The organism is Aestuariibacter sp. GS-14 (genome assembly GCF_006494365.1).
Lineage (GTDB): Bacteria > Pseudomonadota > Gammaproteobacteria > Enterobacterales > Alteromonadaceae > Alteromonas > Alteromonas mangrovi.
Genome location: NZ_VHIP01000012.1, coordinates 17,326 through 41,222, shown reverse-complemented (window position 1 = coordinate 41,222; position 23,897 = coordinate 17,326). Strand labels below are relative to the sequence as shown.

The 23,897-nt window shown below is 47.7% G+C and carries 18 protein-coding genes; 12 read left to right on the top strand and 6 right to left on the bottom strand.

The genetic code is table 11. From position 1 onward, the window contains the following. Nucleotides 1-117 precede the first annotated feature (117 nt). Both FJ444_RS16235 and FJ444_RS16230 read left to right on the top strand, forming a co-directional pair. Nucleotides 118-2,421, top strand: coding sequence for a TonB-dependent receptor (locus FJ444_RS16235; RefSeq protein WP_140960018.1), 2,304 nt, complete (start codon nt 118-120; stop codon nt 2,419-2,421). 160 nt (nt 2,422-2,581) lie between these two features. Continuing rightward, nucleotides 2,582-3,232: a response regulator transcription factor gene (locus tag FJ444_RS16230; RefSeq protein ID WP_140960016.1), complete on the top strand. Its 651-nt coding sequence runs from the start codon at nt 2,582-2,584 to the stop codon at nt 3,230-3,232. Nucleotides 3,233-3,258: 26 nt separating this feature from the next. Here FJ444_RS16230 and FJ444_RS16225 read toward each other — a convergent pair whose 3' ends face one another. After that, entirely contained in the window at nt 3,259-4,098 is an 840-nt protein-coding gene (locus tag FJ444_RS16225) for a class III extradiol dioxygenase family protein (RefSeq protein ID WP_140960014.1), read from the bottom strand. Further along, nucleotides 4,091-4,492: a protocatechuate 3,4-dioxygenase gene (locus tag FJ444_RS16220; protein WP_140960012.1), complete on the bottom strand. Its 402-nt coding sequence runs from the start codon at nt 4,490-4,492 to the stop codon at nt 4,091-4,093. Before FJ444_RS16220 ends, FJ444_RS16225 begins: the two co-directional genes overlap by 8 nt. A gap of 99 nt (nt 4,493-4,591) precedes the next feature. Here FJ444_RS16220 and FJ444_RS16215 point away from each other — a divergent pair, with 99 nt between their 5' ends. Continuing rightward, nucleotides 4,592-5,461, top strand: coding sequence for a helix-turn-helix domain-containing protein (locus FJ444_RS16215; RefSeq protein ID WP_140960010.1), 870 nt, complete (start codon nt 4,592-4,594; stop codon nt 5,459-5,461). Nucleotides 5,462-5,466: 5 nt separating this feature from the next. Here the strand turns inward: FJ444_RS16215 and FJ444_RS16210 are convergent, their stop codons facing one another. Continuing rightward, entirely contained in the window at nt 5,467-6,405 is a 939-nt protein-coding gene (locus tag FJ444_RS16210) for a PDR/VanB family oxidoreductase (RefSeq protein WP_140960008.1), read from the bottom strand. Between the two features lies 1 nt (nt 6,406). Continuing rightward, the gene (locus FJ444_RS16205; RefSeq protein WP_140960006.1) at nt 6,407-7,465 is read right to left on the bottom strand and encodes an aromatic ring-hydroxylating dioxygenase subunit alpha; all 1,059 of its coding nucleotides are present in this window, start codon (nt 7,463-7,465) and stop codon (nt 6,407-6,409) included. 246 nt (nt 7,466-7,711) lie between these two features. Here FJ444_RS16205 and FJ444_RS16200 point away from each other — a divergent pair, with 246 nt between their 5' ends. Then, the gene (locus FJ444_RS16200; protein ID WP_255439251.1) at nt 7,712-8,428 is read left to right on the top strand and encodes a GntR family transcriptional regulator; all 717 of its coding nucleotides are present in this window, start codon (nt 7,712-7,714) and stop codon (nt 8,426-8,428) included. Nucleotides 8,429-8,450: 22 nt separating this feature from the next. Here the strand turns inward: FJ444_RS16200 and FJ444_RS16195 are convergent, their stop codons facing one another. After that, complete coding sequence (locus FJ444_RS16195) at nt 8,451-11,813, bottom strand: PAS-domain containing protein (protein ID WP_140960004.1); 3,363 nt, start codon at nt 11,811-11,813, stop codon at nt 8,451-8,453. A gap of 150 nt (nt 11,814-11,963) precedes the next feature. Here FJ444_RS16195 and grpE point away from each other — a divergent pair, with 150 nt between their 5' ends. From grpE to FJ444_RS16160, 7 genes are all read left to right on the top strand, one after another. Beyond that, entirely contained in the window at nt 11,964-12,602 is a 639-nt protein-coding gene (grpE, locus tag FJ444_RS16190) for a nucleotide exchange factor GrpE (RefSeq protein WP_140960002.1), read from the top strand. Nucleotides 12,603-12,686: 84 nt separating this feature from the next. Further along, nucleotides 12,687-14,609, top strand: coding sequence for a molecular chaperone DnaK (gene dnaK, locus FJ444_RS16185; RefSeq protein ID WP_140960000.1), 1,923 nt, complete (start codon nt 12,687-12,689; stop codon nt 14,607-14,609). A gap of 144 nt (nt 14,610-14,753) precedes the next feature. After that, nucleotides 14,754-15,887: a molecular chaperone DnaJ gene (dnaJ, locus tag FJ444_RS16180; protein ID WP_140959998.1), complete on the top strand. Its 1,134-nt coding sequence runs from the start codon at nt 14,754-14,756 to the stop codon at nt 15,885-15,887. A 187-nt stretch (nt 15,888-16,074) separates the two neighbouring features. Next, nucleotides 16,075-16,548 carry a cytochrome c gene (locus FJ444_RS16175; RefSeq protein WP_140959996.1) on the top strand — a complete coding sequence of 158 codons (474 nt, stop codon included), beginning with the start codon at nt 16,075-16,077 and terminating at the stop codon, nt 16,546-16,548. A 247-nt stretch (nt 16,549-16,795) separates the two neighbouring features. Beyond that, the gene (locus FJ444_RS16170) at nt 16,796-19,363 is read left to right on the top strand and encodes a bifunctional diguanylate cyclase/phosphodiesterase (protein ID WP_140959994.1); all 2,568 of its coding nucleotides are present in this window, start codon (nt 16,796-16,798) and stop codon (nt 19,361-19,363) included. A gap of 153 nt (nt 19,364-19,516) precedes the next feature. Beyond that, entirely contained in the window at nt 19,517-21,412 is a 1,896-nt protein-coding gene (locus FJ444_RS16165; RefSeq protein ID WP_140959992.1) for a propionyl-CoA synthetase, read from the top strand. Nucleotides 21,413-21,567: 155 nt separating this feature from the next. Beyond that, the gene (locus tag FJ444_RS16160; RefSeq protein ID WP_255439250.1) at nt 21,568-21,891 is read left to right on the top strand and encodes a DUF3392 family protein; all 324 of its coding nucleotides are present in this window, start codon (nt 21,568-21,570) and stop codon (nt 21,889-21,891) included. A 61-nt stretch (nt 21,892-21,952) separates the two neighbouring features. On the opposite strand, the gene FJ444_RS16155 is transcribed toward FJ444_RS16160, so the two are convergent. Further along, entirely contained in the window at nt 21,953-22,633 is a 681-nt protein-coding gene (locus FJ444_RS16155; RefSeq protein WP_140959988.1) for a cytochrome b/b6 domain-containing protein, read from the bottom strand. 251 nt (nt 22,634-22,884) lie between these two features. Between FJ444_RS16155 and dapB the strand changes: the two genes are divergently transcribed. Beyond that, nucleotides 22,885-23,688, top strand: coding sequence for a 4-hydroxy-tetrahydrodipicolinate reductase (gene dapB / locus FJ444_RS16150; protein ID WP_140959986.1), 804 nt, complete (start codon nt 22,885-22,887; stop codon nt 23,686-23,688). Nucleotides 23,689-23,897: the final 209 nt, after the last annotated feature.

Here is a 23,897-nt window from a genome sequence, read left to right as displayed (position 1 = left end):
ATTCTGCCCATAGTACGATGGTACTAGTTACGAAAATGTTAAAAGTCTCTACAGTAATTAACGACCGCACCCTTCAGACAACATGAACACTGAATTAAACAATAAAAGGGACACCTTATGAAACACACTTCTGTACACACAAATGGTTTCACCCGCACGCTCTGTGCAACGGCCGTTACACTGGCATGCCTTGGCAGCACTGGCGCGCTGGCACAAGACAGTAATGTTGACGAAAGCAAGGGCAAGCTGGAAAAAATTGAAGTTACTGCTCGTAAAACGGTAGAAAGTTTACAGGAAGTGCCGGTAGCGATTACCTCTATCGGCGCAGTTGAACTGGAATCTAAAGGCATTAGCGTTTTAACCGAAGTACAACAATTTTCACCGAATACCACATTGCAAACCAGCCGTGGTACAAACTCTACACTGACTGCGTTTATTCGCGGTTTGGGTCAACAGGATCCACTTTGGGGTTACGAGCCCGGCGTAGGGATTTATGTGGATGATGTGTACATTGCCCGTCCTCAGGGTGCAGTACTGGATTTGCTGGACGTACAGCGCATAGAAATTCTGCGCGGGCCGCAGGGCACCCTGTACGGTAAAAATACCATAGGTGGGGCGGTTAAATACGTAACCAAAGACATGACCGGTGATCCCACCCTGAATATCGAAGGCACAATTGGTAACTACGCGCGTAAAGACGTAAAACTCACTGGACAGTATCCGTTGGTTGACGACAAAGTATACCTGGGATTTGGCTACGCCAATCTGACCCGCGATGGTTATGGGGAATACCTGGAAAGCGCGCTGGAAGGTCAGGATAAAGAAAACTACAACAAAGACCTGTGGGCAGCGCGTTTAACATTAGAAGCACACATTACCGACGAGCTGTTTTTCCGTTTAGGCTGGGATAAAACCGAGGATACCTCAAACGCTAAAGGCGGGTATCGCTTACTACCCAGTTTATTGACTGATGCGCCAGTACCGAAATCGAAATTCGATTCATACACCAGTTTGCCTACCTGGAACAAAGTAGAGCTGGAAGGCTATAACTGGTTATTGCGCTATGATTTAAGCGACAACGTAGAACTGAAATACGTGGGGTCACACCGCGAAAGCTATTCACCCACCAACATCGATTTTGACAACACGCCGCTGGACATCTTTGACGTACCGGCCGAGTATGACGACAGCAATGATACCCATGAAATTCAGGCAAACCTGAAAGGTGATAATTACTCTATCGTAAGCGGTGTTTACCTTTACGACGGTGAGTCCTGTGGTAATTTCGACGCTATCCTGGGTTTCCTTGGCCGTGCCGCGTTTGGTGTACCAGGTTTAACCCGCGAAGTATCTGGCTGTAACAACAGTGAAAGCTGGGCGGTATATGGCCAGTTAAATTACGACATTACTAACGACCTGTCTGTATCAGTGGGAGCGCGTTACACCGACGAAGAAAAACAAGCTACCGTATTCAACGGTTTGATTTTTGCCAACGTGTATCCATACTCAGGCTGGATCCCTGGCTATGTGCGTCCTGATGGTCAGTTAACACCACAGGTGTTGGGTTCAGACAGCGACGGCGACGGTACGCTGGATTCGCCTGCAGTACAAAGTTGGTCGCGATTTACGCCGCGTCTGGGCATGGAATACACCGTGTCTGATGACACCATGATTTTCGCCAGTTACTCCCAGGGCTTTAAATCAGGTACCTTTAACCCACGTGCCACCATTAACGAACCGGGTGTGAATCCGGAAGTGGTAGACTCTTATGAGTTGGGTATAAAGAGTGACGTAACAGAAAGCTTCCGTGCTAACGTGACCTTGTTCTCTTACGATCACAAAGATCGTCAGTACATTGGTATTGAAGGTGGTAGCGACGATCCTACTGCGTTAGAGCAACGTCTGCGTAACGCAGCAGAAACGGCTGCAAAAGGGGTGGAAGTTGAGTTAACTTACGTTGCTACCGACAATCTGACTCTGTCTGCGGCTTACGGTTTCATTGATTTTGAAATTAAAAAGAACGACGCGGTACCGCCACTGATTGGCCTGGCAAGTACGCCTGAGAACACCTTGAACATGGCCGCTACATATCATCTTGATACCGATATGGGCTTGTTTACATTCAATGCTAACTACTACTATCGCGATGATTATTTGCTGTTTGAAACCAGCGACCTAATCAAACAGGATGCGTATGGTATGGTGAACCTGAGCGTGAACTGGGAAAGTGTGGAAGGCAACTGGTATGGCGGTATTCACGCCAAGAACCTGACCGACGAAGAGTACCTGGTAGGTGGTTATGACTTCGTTACCCGTAACGAAGACGGTAGCTACGGCCCTGGACTGGGTGGTGATACCACGCTGATTGGTTACTATGGCGACCCAATGACCGTACAGTTAACCGTTGGCTATCGCTTCTAATCTGAGCGAATTAACGACAGAATACGAGTCAGCCATGGGATATCCCCTGGCTGACTTTGTCGTTCACGGCATAACGCAAGTAGTAAGCAGGGAAGTTCGTTGTCAATTTCAGATTTTTTTCCTGTAAACTGTTTAAAATTAAACAAAAAAGAGTAATCCGGTGGATACCAGTATTTTAATTGCAGACGATCATCCTTTGTTTCGTGCAGCCATGCGGCAGGCGCTGGTGGATATCGTAGGCAACAATATTCTGGAAGTGGCCAGCTTTTCCGAAGCCTACGAGGCGGTAGGGCAACACGATGAAATTGAACTGGTGTTTTTAGATTTGAATATGCCGGGCAACGACGGGCTGACAGGGTTAACCGAGCTACGAACCCAATTCCCCAGTGTGTTAGTGGTGATTGTTTCAGCCGAGGAAGATCCTACACTTATTCGGCGGGCCATCGACCTGGGGGCCAGTGGCTACATTCCAAAATCCACGCCTTTACCGCAAATTGCCGATGCAGTGAATAAAGTGCTCGACGGTGAACAATGGCTACCGGCCAATATCAACGATGCCATTACGCAGTTAGAAAATCAGCACGATAAAGCCTTTGCCGATAAACTGGCACAGTTAACGCCGCATCAATTTAAAGTGTTAAAAATGATGGCAGATGGCTTGCTGAATAAACAAATTGCCTACGAATTAGATATTTCTGAATCAACCGTAAAACAACATGTGTCAGCGGTACTGCGCAAGCTGGAGGTGATCAATCGCACCAAGGCAGGCGTGCTATTTAAGCAAATGATGAATAACGATGAAAGTCACTGACCGGGGCACCGGTCAGTGAGTCCGGTTTACTGGTTATCAAGTACCAGTACACCCGCACCTGTGTTGGAAATGGGCGCATGGTAGTGTTTGTGAATCACCTTGGCGTCATCTTTTAACGCGCCACGCATCACTAACCACATAATGGTTTCAATCCCTTCACTTCCCGCTCTGCGAATAATGTCGGCATTGCTGAATTGCGTCATCCATTCTGGATCCGTCGCAATTTTATCCATGCATTCCAAATCAAATTCCACATCGATGATACCTGCACGCTCACCCTGTAACTGGTGAGACATCCCACCCGTTCCCAGAATCACTACGCGCATATCTTCCGGGTAAGATTCGAGTGCTTTACCCAGTGCTTTACCTAACTTCAAACAGCGAGCGGCACTAGGCACCGGGTGCTGAACGGTATTCACTGCCAGCGGAATAGCTTTTACCGGCCAGGGTTCCTGATCGCCAAATAACGCGCGAATAGGGTTAACAAAGCCGTGGTCAACTTTCATTTCCTGACAGGTACAAATATCAAATTCCTGTTCAACCAGCGATTGTGCGAGGTGCCACGACAGCTTGGCATCACCGGTAAATGAAGGTACCGGTTTTAAACCCCAACCTTCATCAGCGTTTTCATAGATGTCGGCACAACCCAGCGCAAAGGTGGGAACCTTGTCTAAGAAAAAGTTCAGCCCGTGATCGTTATACACCACAATCACCAGATCAGGCTTCGCTTCAGCAAGCCAGTCTTTGGCTGGACCATAACCGTCGAAAAAACGCTTCCAGTATGGCTCCTGAGTGATCCCCTGAGAAATTGCGTTACCTACTGCAGGAATATGCGAACTGGTAATTCCACCAATAATTTTAGCCATTCCAGTAATCTCCTCTTTTGGCCAGGATTGCTTCCAGACCATTGCCTTTGTCTAATAGTTTTTGCTGAAACTCAGCGGTGGTGATCCCCTGAAAGGCAGCCCCTGCATCCTGAACTGACACACCGCGTGGTACACACATTTTCGCCAAAAAGTAGATATTGGCGCCCATGCGAAGTAACCCCAGAAAGTCCTGTTCCAACACGGCTTTTTTGAAGTCGCCGGTAACCCCCAATTTGTCGCAATAGGCGGCTGGGTCAGCGTCAAACTCATCGCGACAGGCCTGGTCATTAAAGGTAAATAACAACTTATTAATGGCGTAAGCCGGATGCGCGCGTTGTCCGTCGAACACATACGTGCCCGGGATATCGTCATAATCTTGTTTTTTCCAGTTCATGGGAAGCCCCTTTTTTATATCTTGAATGGTATTTTATGTAGATTTTTAATCTTTATAAGGGGTAAATTAGTTATTTGGTGGTGTATTTTGTAGATTGTAATGAAAATGTTTGGAAATCTTGAGTTTGTTGACTTTTACGGTGAAGACGGTGCTTTTGCGCCGCATACACTGCTTTATTGCGAAGCGTTGGTACAGCGCAGTGAACAGCATAACTGGACTATTCAGCCTCATCGCCACCGGCAAATAACGCAACTGTTTGTTGTATTAGAGGGGGGCGTTGAAGTGCGGCTGGACACACAACAATATAAACGGTCAGCTCCCGTGGTGATTGTTATCCCTCAGGGGGTTATGCACGGCTTCGATTGGCAGGCTGAGTCACAGGGGGTTGTCTTGTCGGTGGCAAGTCCTATGTTGCAGCAAGCCCTGAGTAGTCTGGGTTTGCATCGCAGAGTTGATCAGCCGTTTATCACAGCCATTCCCGACACCGAAAGAGACTTCGTGACACAACTGTGCAATCTGCTCCAACAGGAAGCGAATCAGCCTGCTATTTATCAGGAAGCCATGTTGCAGGCATTGTTGCAGCAGTTATTGATCTGGTTACTTCGCGCTCGCACAGACAACAAGGAAGAGTCCAACCTGTCAAAATCTGAACGCAAAGTCCGGCAGTTTCAGCAACTGATTGAACGGCACTTTACCCAGTACCATCAGGTTAGCTGGTATGCGAATGAGATACGGGTTAGTCAGGCGCATTTAAATCAAATTTGCCGTGAGCAAACCGGCGAAAATGCGCTGGCCCTGATACACAAAGTGCTGCTTAACGAAGCCAAACGTTATTTGGTGTTCGCCGATATGCCGGTGGCAGAAATAGCAGAGCGATTGGGCTTTTCTGATCCGGGCTATTTTAATAAGTTTTTTAAGCGAAAAGTAGGTACCAGCCCTGCTGTATATCGGCGGCAGAGCCAGGAGTAACCATTTTACAAGTCAATCAGCAATCGCGGACTTTTGGCACGGGAGCAGCAAACGGCAATCTTGTTCATTAGGGCCTTTTCCTCATCGGTCAAAAACACATCCCGGTGATCTGCTTCGCCATTAAGCAGGGGGGTAATGCAGGTACCACAGACCCCTTCCTCGCAGGAAACCGGAACGAAAAAGCCATTATCTTCAAGTGCTGCTAGCATAGATTCATGTTTAGCTACTTTCACAATCTGACCGGTGCTGGCTATTTCAATTTCAAAACTTCCATCGCTGCTGTGATCGATAGGAGCGGCAGAGAAATATTCCCGATGAAGACGACTGGAACTTATGCCTTTTTGGGTTGCAGTTTCCAACACGTCACTAATAAAGCCAGCCGGACCACACACAAAAATATCACTGTTTTGTGGCGTGTCCTGAAGTATCCGACTAATGTTTAATCGCTCGCCCGCTAGGGCCTTGTTGTGGACATTTACGTTTTCTAAGTCTCGGTATACACCACTTAGCAAATTATCCTGTTGATGAGCAATGGCGTAATACAGCGTAAATGAGCGATTGTGACGCAGACATTGTTCCATCATTGGCACAAAAGGCGTTATACCAATGCCGGCAGCCATAAACACGCAGGGTATATCAGAATCGGTGAGAGCAAAGTGGTTGCGAGGCTCGCTGATCCCGATACTTGCTCCGGACACTAACGATTCATGAATGTAACGCGAACCCCCTTTACCCGCAGGCTCCAGTTGCACCGCGATACTATACGTAGCCGCGTGTAGAGAACCACACAGCGAATACTGCCGAATCATCCCGTCAGGCAGAAATACGTCGATATGTGCGCCAGGTTGCCATGTTGGTAAGGGGAGGCTGTCTTCACGTGCTAACGTAAGTAAACAAACACGCTGTGAAATTAACTGCTTTTGTATAACACGCACCATCATCATGTTACGCAGTCTCCTTGTTAACACGGGTATCTTCTTGTTTCATGGCTCGTTGAATCAGACGCCTTGCCTGAACACCGCCGGCATCAATATCGAGCTTGAGCAACTGGCGATCTGGGAACTTGTCAAGGTTCTGTTGCTGACGTTCCAGAATTTCCAGATCTTCAGCAAAAATGTTGCCCTGACCTTGGCGAATGGCAGAGGTTAAGTGTTCATCGTTTGCTTTAAAGTTACGTGCCATGCCCCAGAAATACCACATAGTGCCGTCGGTTTCTGGGGTGATGAAGTCAACCACAATACTGCCGGCTTTTAGGGCATCTGGCGCGGAATACCCACCATTTCCAGCCATCGCCACACCAACTTCAATCATCACATGGCTAGGTAGGTCAAAGCGACAAATCTGCCAGCGATCAACGAATTGGTCGGTTGGCAGGCCGTTGGCTGCTAACGCCTGTTGCCAGAATGGGGGTGGCAGGATGCTTTCCATATATCGGCTGGTGACAACCTGTCCGTTTTCCATGGTGGTTTTCACCGGAGTTTCATCAATTTCTTTTTGCCCAATGGAGGTGGCGTGAACGTAAGTCTCGTGAGTGAGATCCATTAAGTTATCGATCATCAGTCGATAATCACATTTGATGTAATAAACACCACCGCCGTAAGCCCATTTTGGATCCAATGCCCAGGTTAATTCCGGAATTAACGCTGGATCTGCCTTGTCGTGCTCTCCCGGCCAAATCCAGATAAAACCGTAGCGTTCCACCACAGGGATTTGCTTTATACAGGGGAAGTGCTCCACTCGCTGACTCGGCATGCTTTGGGTTTTACCATTGCTACCCATTTGTAACCCATGATAACCGCAAACCAGGTTGTCACCTTCTACATAGCCCAGAGATAATGGGGCTCCCCGGTGTGGGCAGAAGTCTTCAACCGCCTGGATATGTTGTTTACTGTCACGAAAAAAGGCAATTTGAATGTTGCATAGGGTTCGGCCCAGAGGCGTGTTAGGTTTTACTTCATCACTGGTAGCCGCAACGTACCAGGTATTGCGAATAAAATGGCTCATGTATGAGATCCTGTCCGATCGTTACATTGTCGAATTGGATCCAATTTAGCAATGTTAATGGTTTGTTTCCACCATTTTTTACTAATATTGGATCCAGTTGGTAGGGTAAATCGGTTAAATAACCCTGAATTTGATATACATTGTTCTATTTTGGATCCATTTACAGACAGCTAATGGCTTGTATGCAGCCGTATTACACCGCAAAATACGCGGGTATTAACCCTGTGGGTTTTCGGGTTAACAGGAATGAGAAAAACACATATGAATAAAGACAAACATGCCGTGTTGAGCATATTGCGGGATAAGATCCTGTCTGGCGCACTACAGCAAGGAGACAGATTGGCTGAGATCCCAACCGCCGATATGCTTGGCGTATCACGTACGCCGGTTCGTATTGCTTTTCGGGCTTTGGAGCAAGAAGGCTTACTTACCAAATTGCCCAGACGCGGATATCAGGTCAGGCTGGTTAGTGGGGATGAAATAGCCGACGCGGTTGAGGTGCGTGGTGCGCTGGAAGGGCTTGCAACTCGACAAATTGTTGAAAAAGGCTTGTCTGATGATGTTCTCGATACACTAACACAATGCCTCACAGAGGGAGATGAGTTGTTTAAGGAGCGCTATTTTAACGAAGAAAAGATTCAGGATTATGTTGAGATAAACCGACGGTTTCACGATTGTCTGGTGCAAGGGAGTCAAAACAATGCAATCGCAATGGCGTTGCAAATGAATGAACATTTACCCATGGCGTCAGTGAATGCGCTGGTCTTTAATCCTGAACAAACGGAACGCGAATACGAGCGCTTGTATTATGCTCATCAGCAACATCACGCCATTGTACAGGCCATTGCAAGTGGTCAGGGTGCGCGTGCAGAAGCGCTGATGAAAGAACACGCACAAGCGGCATTAAACAGCTATAAACAGATTTCCTCGCATGGGGTTGTTAAAACCGTTCGTTCTGTATAATCGATTATTATGCCAATTGGTATTATCCATTCAGCAGTTTCGATTGCTTTAATAATCGCTTCAATGCTGCGGGTTTAAGCGGTTTGGGTAAATACAGTAATCCCGCATCTCTGGCTTCGTCCCGCACACCATCATGGCGGTTTGCTGTGTTCAGGATCCCCGGAACGTTCTCATTCCAATGCTCCCTCAGCCGTGTCGCGGCCTGAATACCCGTTTCGCCATGATCCAAATGGTAATCAACCATCATAAAATCAGGCACTCTATTCACCGATTTTGCTTCCTCGAAACTACGGCTTGCCCACACGTGTGCGCCCCAGTCTTCTAACAGACGGGTCATTGCGATGCTGATTTGTTCGTCGTTTTCAATGATTAGTACATTTCTGCCAGCCAGCAGTTGAGCACTCTCTGATAATTCAGCCGAGCGCGTGTTGCGCTGTGATACTAATCGCTGGTGGGAGCGAGGAACATTGACACTAAAACGGGTCCCTTTACCTGGTACGGATTTTAGTGCCACATTATGGCCCAATAAATGGCTGATCTTATCGACAATGGTTAATCCCAGCCCGAGTCCCTGATTTTGGTGAACGTCTAATTGATGGAATTCGTTAAAAATTTCGGTTTGCTGATGTTCAGGAATACCGGGACCAGTATCGACCACCCAAATTTCTGCCGCGTGGTTACCCCGGCGCCGTGCGCCAATTAAAACGGTTCCTTGCTGGGTATAGCGAACAGCATTCGACAGCAGGTTTTGAATCACTCTTCGCAGTAGTTTGGGGTCGGAGTGAATAACCAATTGCGTGGGCACATAACGCAAGCTCAGGGACTTTTGCTCGCATATCAATGCAAATTCCTGACACAATCCAGCCAACATATCGTCCAGCTTAAAATCGGTTTTTTGCGCGGTGAGGCGCCCGGTTTCCAACTTGGTCATATCCAGGAGCGCTGATAGCAACGACTCAGCGCTGTTGAGCGAATTCACCAGCCCTTCACTTAGCGATTGCAGTGCAGAACCCGTGGTTTTCTGAGCCAGCATTGAAGCAAATAAAGTGGCAGCATTAAACGGTTGCATCAAGTCGTGGCCTGCTGCTGCCAGAAACTTGGTTTTACTTTCATTCGCTTTATCGGCTTCCAATTTAGCTTGTTCCAGCTGTTTTGTGCGCCTTACTACGCGAGCTTCTAACTCCGACTTGGCATTTTCGAGCTCTTCCTGAATTCGCATATATTCAGTGATGTCGCTGTAGGTTGTTACAAATCCGCCGCCTGGCAGCGGACTGCCATTGAGTTCAATTACCCGGCCGTCATTTTGTTTGCGCACATATTTGTAGCGACTGCCTTCTGCCATGTAGCGAATGCGTTTATTGATTTCTTCAGCAATGTTCTCTGAATTACCCAGCAAGCCCCGATCCGCGTTGTATTGGAGTAAATCTTTTATGGGCATGCCCACTTTTACAAAGCCAGGCGGATAATGGAATTGCTCCAGATACCGTTCATTCCAGGCCAGCATACTGAGATTGCGATCCAGTACCGCAATACCCTGCTCGATATGTTGTACCGACGATTGCAGTACTTCGTGATTAAACTGAAAACTCTGTGAGGCTTCTTCTACCCAATGGACCAGGTTCGATAACCCCTGCGGCTGTGTTTCTGCCAGCGCCGTTAACAACAATCGCGCACTGGGGTTGCCCACCTGGCCTGCCAGTAACTTCTCAACCCTACTTAGCAGCCCTTGGCTGGCATAACCCTGAGGCTGATGGCTGTCTATGGATAGCTGATTGGCAAGTGCGCGATGCACAGCTGGGTCCAGCACGCGTTCTGTGAGAGTAAGTAAATCACCTATTTTAATCGCCAATTCCGGCTCGGGTGGAAGATCTTGTTGGTCGGCATCTGCATTAATTCGTGTTTTGGGGGTGAGCAACGCCACGGTGACAAACACGGCACAGTTAATCAGCAGACTAAACAGATAGCTTTGGCCCAGCTCGTCATCGGTGGGAATAGGCTCAAAATAATAGCTGGATAACAGGCTGGGGTAGAGCATCCAGGCTACCCAGCAACTAAAACCTGCCAGCAATCCGCAAATGGCGGCAGGCTTATTGGCTCGCTGCCAGTACAGGCTGAACAACATGATTGGAAAAACCTGCGACAATAATGCCATGGCAATGATGCCGCTTTTCACCAACGGCGCAGACTGGCTGATATTTACGTGATACCAAAACGCCACCGACAGCACAACCAGCACGGTTAATCGTCGTATCGACAGCAACTGACCTGCCTGCAACGAATGCTGAGGCTGGCGTTTAAATACCGCGGTAAACCATAAAGGCGTTATCAGGTTGTTGGCTATCATAATGCCAAGTGCCAGCGTTGCCACTATGATCATGCTGGTAGTGGCAGATAACCCGCCGATAAAAGCAATAACCGACACCAGGGTGTGTTCGTGGTGAATGGGCAGGGCCAGTACCAGTGCATCGGATGAATTGATACCGTCTGGCATCAGCAGGCTGCCCGCCAAACCAATCGGCAGCACAAAAACGGTCATGCCCAGCAGGTATAAAGGAAATAACCACCGCGCAGTGCGCAGTTCATTTTCGCCATTGTTTTCTACAAAATTCATATGGAACTGGCGGGGCAAAATAAACATCGCGCAAATGCCCAGTAACACGTGGCTGAAAAATACGCCCCAGCCTTTATCGGCGTAGAATATTTCCCGGGTTGGGCCGTGTTGAGCCGCCTGAGCAAACAAGTCAAATACGCCGTCAAACAGGCTGTAACACACATATAGCCCCACTACACACAAGCCTGCCAGTTTAACCACCGACTCTGCTGCGATGGTGGCAAGTAAACCAGGGTGTTTTTCCGTAAGATTTAGCGTTTGGGTACCAAATAGAATGGCAAACAAGGCCATTAATGCAGCCACGTAAAAGCCAACCGTACCAGTGCCAGTGGTGTTGTCTGAGGTGATGAGCGCGATGCTTGCGGTAATGGCATCAAGTTGCAGGGCGATGTAGGGGACTACACCGAAAAAACACAACAGGGTAATAATGGCGGCGAGTGTATGAGAACGGTCGTAACGCAAACTTATAAAATCAGCCAGTGAGCTAACGTTGTGTTGCTGGCAAATACGGCTGATACGCAAAATAACCGGAAAGGCAGAGATCATAACCAACACTATGCCAACATAGGTAGGAAACACCGGCCAGCCATATTGGGTTGCCTGGGTGGTGGTGCCAAAAAACGCCCAGGACGTGCAATGTACCCCTAGCCCTAAACTGTAGAGAATTGGATGCTGTTGATTTCTATCTATTTTTTTGTCACCCCAAAAGGCCAGCACAAATAATCCGATCAAATAAATCAGAACAATGGCCCCAACACTCCAAATACTCAGCATGGCGAATTTCTTTTCCTTATTTTGTACCGGCTTACGTTAGCACAAATATCGAATCCATAAAAAAATTGTGGATACCCTTGAAGGCCAGTAAACCACCCCCATAAATAGGCACATTGTGAGTAATTACCTAAAAACATTGTGGAGGAAAGCATGAGCGAGCCACGCGACGTGCAATCAGAACAACAAGACCAAACCGAAGCGCAACAAGCCGCTGCCCAAACAGCAGATGTGCAGGTTGAAGCCGCAGAAACTGTTGCTGTTGAAGGTGAAGTGGTTGACGAAGCGGCAGCGCGAATTGCCGAACTGGAAAAAGCCCTGGCCGCATCAGAAGCCAAATTTAATGAGCAGCAGGATTCAGTGCTGCGTGCCCGTGCTGAAATGGAAAATGCCCGCCGTCGTGCCGAAGCGGAAGTTGAAAAAGCCCGCAAATTTGCACTGGAGCGTTTTGCTGGTTCACTGCTGGATGTTATCGATAACCTCGAGCGCGCGGTTATGTTAGCCGATGCTGAAAACGAAGCGATCAAGCCAATGCTGGAAGGCGTGGAAATGACGCTGAAATCGTTTATCAGCACAATTGAAAAATTTGATGTGACCCCCATTGATCCGCAAGGTCAGGCCTTTAACCCTGAATTACATCAGGCCATGTCGATGCAGGAAAGTGCCGATTTCCCGCCAAACACGGTAATGGCCGTAATGCAGAAGGGTTATGAACTGAACGGGCGCCTGTTACGTCCGGCCATGGTAATGGTATCGCGCGCGCCAAGTAACGGCGTGGACACCCAGGCTTAAAAATTTTTACAGCAACTATTGAAATCAGTGGGGAATAACCCCACTAATTACGCAAGATTACAGAATACTTTTTGGAGACACGTAATGGGTAAAATCATTGGTATCGATTTAGGTACAACAAATTCATGTGTCGCAGTTCTAGACGGCGACAAACCGCGAGTAATTGAAAACGCGGAAGGTGACCGCACCACGCCCTCAATTATCGCTTATACCAACGACGGTGAAACACTGGTAGGTCAGTCTGCAAAGCGTCAGGCGGTGACTAACCCAACTAACACACTGTTTGCAATCAAACGTTTGATTGGTCGTCGTTTTGAAGATAAAGAAGTACAGCGCGACATCGACATCATGCCTTACAAAATTGCCAAGGCAGACAATGGTGACGCATGGGTAGAAGTGAAAGGCGAAAAAATGGCGCCTCCACAAATTTCTGCTGAAGTACTGAAAAAGATGAAGAAAACCGCCGAGGATTTCCTGGGCGAAAAAGTAACAGGCGCGGTAATCACTGTACCGGCTTACTTTAACGATTCTCAGCGTCAGGCCACTAAAGATGCAGGCCGTATTGCAGGTCTGGAAGTAAAACGTATTATCAACGAGCCAACAGCTGCTGCCCTTGCTTACGGCATGGACAAGAAGAAAGGCGATAACGTTGTTGCGGTTTACGACTTAGGTGGTGGTACATTCGATATCTCTATCATCGAAATTGATGAAGTAGACGGCGAACACACTTTTGAAGTACTGGCTACCAACGGTGACACGCACTTAGGTGGTGAAGACTTCGACAACCGTGTAATTAACTACCTGGTTGAAGAGTTTAAGAAAGATCAAGGCATCGACCTGCGCAAAGATCCGCTGGCAATGCAACGTCTGAAAGAAGCCGGTGAAAAAGCGAAGATTGAACTGTCGTCTTCACAACAAACCGAAGTGAACCTGCCTTACATCACAGCTGATGCGTCAGGTCCTAAGCACTTAGCGATTAAATTAACGCGTGCGAAACTGGAATCACTGGTTGAAGACATGGTGAAAGAGTCGCTGAACCCGGTTAAACAGGCACTGGCAGATGCCGACCTGTCGGTTAGCGATATCAATGACATCATCCTGGTTGGTGGTCAGACTCGTATGCCGCTGGTTCAGAAGTACGTAACTGAATTCTTTGGCAAAGAGCCACGTAAAGACGTTAACCCGGACGAAGCAGTAGCGGTGGGTGCGGCGATTCAGGGCGGTGTATTGTCTGGTGAAGTAAAAGACGTACTGTTGCTTGACGTAACACCTCTGTCTTTAGGTATTGAAACCATGGGCGGCGTAATGACGGCGCTAATCGAGAAGAACACGACGATTCCTACTAAGAAATCGCAAACCTTCTCTACTGCTGAAGACAACCAGTCTGCGGTAACAGTACACGTACTTCAGGGTGAGCGTAAGCAGGCGTCTGGCAACAAGTCACTAGGCCAGTTTAACCTGGAAGGTATTCGTCCTGCGTCGCGCGGTGTGCCGCAAATCGAAGTAACCTTCGATATCGATGCTGACGGTATCCTGCACGTGTCTGCGAAAGACAAAGACACAGCAAAAGAGCAGAAGATCACCATTCAGGCATCGTCTGGTCTGAACGAAGAAGAAATCGAGAAAATGGTTGCTGACGCGGAAGCGAATAAAGAAGCCGACAAGAAGTTCGAAGAACTGATTCAGGCGCGCAACCAGGCTGACGGCATGATCCACGCTACTCGCAAGCAACTTGAAGAAGTGGGCGATGCACTGAGTGCCGACGATAAAGCGCCAATTGAGGCAGCGCTATCGGCGTTGGAAACTGCAGCGAAAGGCGAAGATAAAGCGGCCATCGAAGCGAAGACTCAGGAGCTGATCCAAGCGTCTTCTAAACTGATGGAAGCTGCTCAGGCCCAGCAAGCTGCGGCAGGTGCCGGTGCAACAGATGCTGGTGCAAGCAAAGGCAAGCCTGAAGACGATGTTGTTGACGCTGAATTTGAAGAAGTGAAAGACGACAAGAAGTAAGTTGTACCCAGCCCGGTGAAGCACCGGGTCAGGTTGCACTCTCAGGCGCAGCAGGGAAAAGCTTGTTGCGCCTTTTTATGTAAATGAAGCAGAATTTTTACAGCCCGTCAGGGTTGTGATAATCGGGTAGGAATAGCGAGCGATATGTCGAAACGAGATTACTACGAAGTGCTTGGCGTGGACAAAGGAACCGGCGAGCGCGAAATTAAAAAAGCGTACAAAAAACTGGCTATGAAGTACCACCCTGACCGTACTCAGGGCGATAAAGCACTGGAAGAAAAGTTTAAAGAAATCCAGGAAGCCTATGAAGTACTGACTGATTCACAAAAACGCGCTGCTTACGATCAGTATGGTCATGCGGGCGTTGATCCGAATCGCGGTGGGGCCGGCTTTGGCGGCGGCGCTGACTTTGGCGATATTTTTGGTGATGTGTTTGGCGATATCTTTGGTGGTGGCCGCGGTCGTCAGTCAAGAGCACGCCAGGGCGCAGATTTGCGTTACAACCTCGAAATGTCGCTGGAAGAAGCGGTTCGTGGTAAAGAAGTGGAAATTCGTGTGCCTACGCTAGTGGCCTGTGAACCGTGTCACGGTTCAGGTGCTAAAAAAGGCAGTAGCCCTAAAACCTGTCCAACCTGTCATGGTAATGGTCAGGTACAAATGCGTCAGGGCTTTTTTGCAGTACAGCAAACCTGTCCAACGTGTTCAGGTCGCGGCAAAATTATCTCTGATCCATGCAACGAGTGTCATGGTCAGGGCCGCACCGAAAAAACGAAAACGTTATCAGTTAAAATCCCGGCTGGTGTGGACACCGGCGATCGCATTCGTTTGAGTGGCGAGGGTGAAGCTGGCGAAAACGGTGCGCCGCCAGGGGATCTGTATGTTCAGGTTCACGTACGCGAGCACGATATCTTTACGCGCGACGGCAATAACCTGTATTGCGAAGTGCCGTTGAGTTTTACTACCGCCGCATTGGGTGGTGAATTACAGGTACCTACCCTGGAAGGAAAAGTAAAACTGAAAATCAGCCCGGAAACTCAAACTGGTCGTATGTTCCGTTTGCGCGGCAAAGGTGTGAAATCGGTACGCAGTGGCGTTGTTGGCGATTTGCTGTGTAAAGTGGTGGTAGAAACACCGGTAAACCTGTCGTCAAAACAGAAAGACTTACTGCGTGAGTTGGAAGATTCTATGGGGCAGGGTACGGACGCAGCGAAACACCGTCCGAAAGAGCAGGGCTTTTTTGATGGTGTGAAGAAGTTCTTCGACGACCTGACCAACTAAGCTCAGCGCGCTTTTTTGTTCGGTTAACCGAATAAACCTTGTTGAGAGACACGCAATTGTTCACTATAGCAATTGCGTGTTTTTTTATGTGCGCGCCAGAAATTACCGTCAAGTCACTGGTGTGCGTTATCTATTTTCTTGTTAAAAAATAACATTCACTTTCCAAACGATTAGGGAGACAGGCAACATGAAAAAAGTCATAGCCTCAGGATTACTGGCAGTATGTGCAGCAGGTACAGTATTAAGCGGCAGTGCAATGGCAGCTAAAGCGGCGTCAGAAAAACATGCTGAAGCGGCAGTGGAGTATCGTCAGTCGTTGTTCCAACTGGTAAAAAGCAATGCGGCTCCTATGTTTGGCATGCTTAAAATGGAGAAGTTTGATCCGGCAGTGATGAAAACCAATGGCATGCGCCTGGAGCAGTTGGCAGACATGATGGCTGACTATCTGTTAGTTGATACCACCGGATTTGACGTGCCTACCGATGCAAAGCCTGCATTGTTTAGCAATGAAGCCGATGCAAAAGACAAAATTGCCGCGCTGAAAAAAGTGGCGATGGATATTCAGGCTGCTTCTGCGTCAGGCGATGAAAGTGCTTATGCAAAAGCCATTGCTGGTTTAGGTGGTACCTGTAAGTCGTGCCACGACGATTACAAAGAGTAACAGCGATAAAGCACAGGCAGTGTTTTTAACGCTGCCTGTGCTGTTTTTGCACCAACTGCGTTGTTATTCATCCTACTATTTACGCTAAATTTACCTGATTTTTGCTGATTTTCTGCACAACGTTGGTAAATTTAAATTTTGTTTCCTATTATTAGATTAGCGTCATTCGCCAGGACTTTTGTCGACAAGTATTACACGCTGCTGATTTAAATTTCACAGTGCGCGTGCCATTTTAAACGAGTACAACGTGTCGGATATTCAGGATCAGAAACCTCAAAACGTACTTGAGTCATTACCCGGCGTAGATATTAGGGATATCACAGAACAACTGGTGTCTCTTGCTAACGGTGCGGGTGGGGCTATTATTTCACTTGCAGACGATCTTACGCCTCTGCACGTGGTGTATTGTTTTGTTGGTCACAAGGCTACCGCAACGCAATCTATCCACTTTATTGCTAAAGCCAGGGCGGCACCCCATGCTGATTTCCTGGACATTACATCATTACATATCGATCGCGTTGTATTCGAATCACAGTATGTACTTTCTGCACGTTTAATACGTTACCCCGATGACCTGCGTGTAGGCTGTATTGTGTCATTTAACGAGCCCGATCGGTATTCAGCGCCACTGGTTGAAGCCGCGTTAAATATTGCCGCGGAGCGTTTGAGTTTTGCACTCACTCAGCAATTACACAGTGTGTGCCCGGCCTTACAAACCAACACAAAATTGCATCGCAAACTGGATTTACTCAACGAAATAGGTGCAATCTCAAAAACCGGTGGTTGGGAAGTTGAACTGGCTACCGGAAAGGTGGTGTGGACCGACGAAATGTTCGCGCTATATGGCTTGCCGCCAGGTACGCCAGTTACCATTGAAACCGCGATGACCTATTTTCCTCCTGAGTCGAGAATTGCCATTGAGGAGGCATTTAACCGGGTTATCAAAGAAGGCAAGGAATATTGCCATGAGGGGTTTCTGAACCGAGTTGATGGGCAGTCGATTCGGGTTAAAGCGACGGGTAAAGCGCGTTATAAAAATGGCTGGGTAACGCACATTTACGGCGCATTAGAAGACATTACCGAGGCATACCGTTTACTTGAAACTGAACACAATAACACCGCGTATCTGTCGGCGATTCTGGATAATCTGAATGATGCCGTAGTTACCATTGATGTGTCAGGAAAAATCCTCACAGCTAATAAATCCCTCGCGTCTGTCTTTGGCTATTTGCCAGCAGAAGTGATAGGCAAGAACATAAAAATACTCATGCCTGAGTCTTACGGTAAATACCATGATGACTATATCCATCATTATGTTGAAACCGGGCAGGCCAGAATCATTGGCATTGGCAGAGAGTTAACTGGCAGGCACAAAAGTGGAGCTGAATTTCCAATTGAACTGTCGATTTCAGAAGTGATTCAGCACGGCCAGCGACAGTTTGTGGGTATTGTTAAAGATATCACGGAGCGCAAGAAAGCCATTGAGGATATCTACAACGCTGCCTACTTTGACGCTATGACCCAATTACCTAATATGCGGTCATTTGAGAAAGATCTGGAGCGTTTGTTACAGCAGTCTGCCAGTCAGTTCCGCTCAGTGGATATATACTGTTGCCTGATTGATATGGATAACTTTACGCAATACAACCTGTCGTTTGGCAAACACGTTGGCGATGCTATTCTAAAAACTCTGGGTCTGCGGCTTAAAAAACTCTTACCAGCAGAGCTAACCCTTTACCGGGGCATTGGCGATAATTTTATGATTTTATCTACCACGCCTATAGACAACGAGACAAAGCAGTCCGGTGTGTTACTCGATAGTATTGAATGGGAATGCCACAAGCAAATTTCTGCGCCGCTCACTATTTCCAAATTAGTCCACAATGTCACTGCCGCCATTGCTTCGTGTCGTTTGGAGGCCAAAAAAGCGACCTACGAAAAGATCAACGGCGTACTTACGTTTGGCAAGAAAAGAGCTAAAAAGCAAGGGCCTGGAGGCATGCTTGCGTTGGATAAAACGGCATTTGACGACTACGATCGCTATCAGGAAATTTCTCACTCATTTGCCCGCGCCTTAGAAAATCGCGAATTTTACCTTATGCTGCAGCCTCAGTACGACGCCAGCGAGCAAATCATCAGTTCAGAAGCCCTGATCCGTTGGGAACATCCTGAACTGGGATTCATTAGTCCGGCTGAATTTATCCCTGTCGCTGAAGAGAGTGATGCCATTATCGACATTGGTAACTGGGTAATGGACGAAGCATGCAGATTGCTGCGTCATTGCTATGACCAGGGACTGCGAACGCGTATCGCGGTGAATATTAGTGGGCGGCATATTGTGCGTGCAGATTTTGCCAAACAGTTACTGGATACGGTGAATAAATGGCGTGTGAGTCCGGATATGTTAATGCTGGAAATTACAGAAACCACACTGATAAGCAGCGTTGAATTAGTCAGGGAGCGTATGGAATCACTGGGGCACGAAGGGTTTTCGTTCTCAATTGATGATTTTGGTACTGGCTATTCGAGTTTGAGCTACTTAAAAGAGCTTCCCATATCTGAATTGAAGATAGACAGGTATTTTGTTGATGAAATTACCTTCCAAGACGAAGATGTGCCGATTGTCGACTCAATTGTCAATCTGGCTCATGCCCTGAATGTGAGTACTGTTGCCGAAGGTATAGAGAATGCATTTCAGTGGGAATACTTAAAACACCGCGGTTGTAGCTATTTTCAGGGATTTTATTTTTCTAAACCACTGAAAGAAGATGCCTGGCTAGACAAAGTGCTGGTGAGTGAAAATGTCTTAAGTTAGGCGGTTGATAAATAGCCATAATAAGTAAAATTGTCGACATATAAGCCCATAGTCTTATGCGCATTTTTCTCATTTTCTATTAATGTAATGGCACAGTGAAACTTTCAAAGCATGTTTCAGAACTGCCATAAAATAATTAGGAAATGCACGCGTATGTCATACCAAACCGAATATCAGCGTTCTATTGAACAACCAGAATTATTTTGGGCAGAACAAGCCCGCGCGTTACCCTGGTACACCGCACCACAAACCATTTTGAGTCAGGACAACGACGGTATATATCACTGGTTTGACGACGGTGAAATGAATACCTGTTACATGGCCGTTGATTACCATGTAGAGCAGGGGCGAGGTGATCAAACCGCCATCATCTACGATTCTCCGGTTACCGGAACCAAGCAAACACTGAGTTATGGAGAGTTACAAAATCAGGTTGCTTTGTTTGCCGGTGTACTGCAAAGCCAGGGAGTAGAGAAGGGCGATAGGGTTGTTGTGTACATGCCAATGATCACCGAAGCGGTTGTGGCTATGCTGGCTATTGCGCGTCTTGGTGCGATTCATTCGGTGGTTTTTGGCGGCTTTGCACCTCATGAACTGGCGGTGCGAATTGAAGATGCTGAACCTAAACTAATTGTAACCGCCTCATGCGGAATAGAAGTGGCAAAGGTGATTGAATATAAGCCACTTGTCGACAATGCGATTGAACAATCTTCACATAAACCACAAGCTTGTATAGTACTGCAGCGGCCACAGGCAAAGGCTGCACTTGTTGCTGGCAGAGACATCGACTGGCATGACGCAATGGCAGCAGCCACACCAGCGGATTGTGTTTCGGTAAAAGGTACTGATCCGCTTTACATTCTTTATACCTCTGGCACAACTGGAAAGCCAAAAGGCGTGGTACGTGAAAACGGCGGACATGCTGTTGCGCTGAAGTATTCCATGTCAGCGGTATACAACATGCAGCCCGGCGACGTGTTTTGGGCCGCATCCGATGTAGGTTGGGTGGTGGGTCACTCCTATATTGTTTACGGCCCGTTATTACACGGCTGCACTACCGTTGTTTATGAAGGTAAGCCGGTGCGCACACCCGATGCCGGTGCGTTCTGGCGTATGGTGGACGAGTATAAAATTAAAGCCCTGTTTGCCGCGCCAACGGCGTTCAGAGCGATTCGCAAAGAAGACCCTGAAGCGGCTGAATTGAGCAAATACGATATTTCATCGCTGGACACTATATTTATGGCCGGTGAACGATTGGATCCGCCCACGTATTTATGGACCGTTGATAAAACCGGTAAGCCGGTGGTAGACCACTGGTGGCAAACCGAAACTGGCTGGGCAATTTGTGCAAATTTGATGGGGGTTGAGCCAAAACCAGCAAAACCGGGTTCATCAACGTTACCCACACCAGGATTTAATGTGCAGGTTCTGGATGCACGTGGTAATGAGCTACCGGCCGGTGAGCAGGGCGCCATTGCCATCAAGTTGCCGTTGCCGCCTAGTTGTCTGGCTACCATTTGGGGCGACCTGAATCGATTTAAATCTGGTTATCTCAGCGATTTCCCTGGTTATTACTGTTCAGGCGATGGTGGCTATAAGGACGATGAAGGCTACGTGTTTATTATGGGGCGTACCGATGACGTAATTAATGTGGCCGGTCATCGCCTGTCTACCGGCGAAATGGAAGAGATTCTGGCGGCACACGATGCAGTGGCCGAATGCAGCGTCATTGGTGTGCATGATCCCTTAAAAGGGCAGGAGCCGGTAGGGCTCGTGTTATTAAAAGATGGTTACGACATCGATCACGACGATCTGCAAAAAGAGCTGGTTGCCATGGTTAGGAAGGAAATTGGGCCTATTGCGTGTTTCAAACGGGCTGTTGTAGTACCGCGATTGCCGAAAACCCGGTCGGGTAAGATTCTGCGCAAATTATTGCGTCAGATTGCCGCTAATCAGGAAGTTGCAGTGCCATCTACAATCGACGACCCGGCAAGTGTGCCGGAAATCGAATCCATTATGAAAGCGCAGGGGTTGGTGGCGTCAGAGTAATTCACAATCGCCTTACCATTTGGCGTTTTAATTTCAACATCCAACAGAGTGCGTTCTCTGTATTGGCCGGTATGCTTTACCGGCTTTTTTTTATTTTGACAGTAAGCGTTCGGCCTTTCAGAATACGCCAAATTACTGAGGTTGGAGTTGTTGAGTTGTCTGCCTATACCATCCACATTAGCCATATTCTGGCAGAATATTTTGACGAAATGAGTCTGATGCTGCTGGCTACCTTACTGGTGGTCTATGGCGATATCATCAATAAGCAGGTTAAACGCAGTCTGGCGCCTTATCACTTTGTGATCCGCTGTATATTGTTTGTGGTGTTATGCGCCTTTGGTTATGGCGCATTAACCGTGTATGGTGCGCCTTTCGTGCATCACTTATTCAATTATATTGGTTATGAATATCGTGGCCTGGCGTTCGTTGTAGCGTTTTTTGCTCTAGGACTGGCTGCCGAAAGACGACGTTACATTTAACAGGCGGCTTATTTGTTCCAGTTACGATATAAAGGGGCAATGTGCCCCTTTATTGCTTTGATTAATAGAAAAATTCTTCAACCACAGGTTCAGGTGGCAATACTTCAATTACCCAATACATCAGTGCAATAACAACCAGGGCCAGTATGGCTGCCAGCACTAAACGCGATGAGCTGATGCCTGGGGCGTTAGTGGACTTTTTGCCGTGTAGCATAGCGGGTACCAGTAATTGCTGCTTGAAACGGGCGTAAAACACCACCGCGCCCACGTGCAGCACTATGGCGGCTAACAACACATTAAATGCGGTGTGATGTATCGCATTCATTATGTCGCGTGTGGCTTCGGATACCGCGTCGTAATATGGGCCATTGTTAACAATATCGTCGGTAATAAACAATCCGCTGATACCTTGTAAGGCAACTAACAGTAGTAACGCAATGACCATCCAGCCTCCCATCGGATTGTGGCCCGCGTGTTCTTCGGAGTGCTTGTTTCCCAGTGTTTTTGCATAAGCAATGACTTTACCCGGACCGGTTACAAACTGGCTGAACTTCGCGTAGGTTGTGCCGATAAATCCCCAGCAAAGGCGGAACAAAATGAGTCCGAGAGTGAAATAACCAATCTTAAAATGCCAGTCGATGGCATCAAATACTTCTGCTGTCAGGTACTGAGCAACAATACAGGCTACCAGCAGCCAGTGGAAAAGCCGGGTAGGAATATCCCAGATAAGACGTTTTTCCATGAGCACCACTCCAATTAACTCAATTGATAAAAAACAAAAGCTTGCACGAGATATTGTGGTCAGGCAACGCTGATTAACGCAAAATTTGATCTATCACAGTACAAATTCATCTCGATGAACGCGTATTCACGGTTTTCATCTCGGTCAGCTTCGGGCACAATTTGCGCACATACAACAACACCTGCCAAATCACTTTCGGGCACAATGTATCAGGCATAATTGGTGTTTTTAATTGTTTAGTAGGATTTTTCATGAAAGTAGGTCTTTTTGGCGCAAATGGTCGAATGGGGCGCGTGCTTATTGAAGCATTGAATGAGCACGAACAAGCCAGTTTATCGGCAGCCAGTGTGCGCGATGATTCCCCTTGGATTGGTATGGACGTGGGCGAACTTGCGGGTATTGGAAAACTCAATACCGCGTGTGTAGGCATGTCAGGTCTCAATCCTGACGATGTGGATGTGATGATTGATTTTACCCTGCCTGCCGCGTTTGAAAGCAATCTTGCCTGGTGTGTAAAGCATGCTAAACCGGTTGTTATTGGCACAACCGGGTTGTCGGATACACAACTTGTCAGTCTTGCCAATGCCGCGCAATCGATTCCTGTGGTGTTTGCTGCAAACTACAGTGTTGGCGTTAACCTTATGTTATCACTGGTAAAACAGGCCGCAAGAGCATTGGGCGCCACTGCCGATATCGAAATTATTGAGGCGCATCATCGGTTTAAACTGGACTCGCCATCAGGCACTGCCATGGCCATTGGCGAGGCGATTGCAAGCGAGTTGGGGCGCGATTTAAAATCGTGTGCAGTGTATGGCCGGGAAGGCAAAGAGCCGCCCAGAGACCACAATACTATTGGCTTTGCAACGGTAAGGGCAGGCGATATTGTAGGTGAACACACCGCATTGTTTGCCGACATCGGAGAGCGCCTTGAAATCACGCACAAGGCGTCTAGCCGCCTTACGTTTGCTCGCGGTGCAGTGCATGCTGCCTGCTGGCTGGCCGGTAAGCCTGCGGCCCAATACGGCATGAATGATGTACTTTCGCTGCAAAAATAAATACCATTATTAATACTTTTGACGTGTTTAAGTGTTTTTTTGCGTAAAGTGGATATTTTTGCAATTTTTGTGGATTGGATTAGACCTTTTGGAATAGTTCATATATAATCCGCGGAATTTGCCAAAATTTTGCGCTTGAAAAGTGCTTAGCCTTGATTTGGCTGGTACGCAGCGCAGTTTAATTAGCTGCAAATAATTGTAAACGGGAA

Bases quoted from the DNA above. Each gene is read 5' to 3' on its own strand.
- FJ444_RS16235 (WP_140960018.1), top strand. From the start codon at position 118: ATGAAACACACTTCTGTACACACAAATGGTTTCACCCGCACGCTCTGT.
- FJ444_RS16225 (WP_140960014.1), bottom strand. From the start codon at position 4,098: ATGGCTAAAATTATTGGTGGAATTACCAGTTCGCATATTCCTGCAGTA.
- FJ444_RS16220 (WP_140960012.1), bottom strand. From the start codon at position 4,492: ATGAACTGGAAAAAACAAGATTATGACGATATCCCGGGCACGTATGTG.
- FJ444_RS16215 (WP_140960010.1), top strand. From the start codon at position 4,592: ATGAAAATGTTTGGAAATCTTGAGTTTGTTGACTTTTACGGTGAAGAC.
- FJ444_RS16210 (WP_140960008.1), bottom strand. From the start codon at position 6,405: ATGATGATGGTGCGTGTTATACAAAAGCAGTTAATTTCACAGCGTGTT.
- FJ444_RS16205 (WP_140960006.1), bottom strand. From the start codon at position 7,465: ATGAGCCATTTTATTCGCAATACCTGGTACGTTGCGGCTACCAGTGAT.
- FJ444_RS16200 (WP_255439251.1), top strand. From the start codon at position 7,712: ATGAGAAAAACACATATGAATAAAGACAAACATGCCGTGTTGAGCATA.
- FJ444_RS16195 (WP_140960004.1), bottom strand. From the start codon at position 11,813: ATGCTGAGTATTTGGAGTGTTGGGGCCATTGTTCTGATTTATTTGATC.
- grpE (WP_140960002.1), top strand. From the start codon at position 11,964: ATGAGCGAGCCACGCGACGTGCAATCAGAACAACAAGACCAAACCGAA.
- dnaK (WP_140960000.1), top strand. From the start codon at position 12,687: ATGGGTAAAATCATTGGTATCGATTTAGGTACAACAAATTCATGTGTC.
- dnaJ (WP_140959998.1), top strand. From the start codon at position 14,754: ATGTCGAAACGAGATTACTACGAAGTGCTTGGCGTGGACAAAGGAACC.
- FJ444_RS16175 (WP_140959996.1), top strand. From the start codon at position 16,075: ATGAAAAAAGTCATAGCCTCAGGATTACTGGCAGTATGTGCAGCAGGT.
- FJ444_RS16165 (WP_140959992.1), top strand. From the start codon at position 19,517: ATGTCATACCAAACCGAATATCAGCGTTCTATTGAACAACCAGAATTA.
- FJ444_RS16155 (WP_140959988.1), bottom strand. From the start codon at position 22,633: ATGGAAAAACGTCTTATCTGGGATATTCCTACCCGGCTTTTCCACTGG.
- dapB (WP_140959986.1), top strand. From the start codon at position 22,885: ATGAAAGTAGGTCTTTTTGGCGCAAATGGTCGAATGGGGCGCGTGCTT.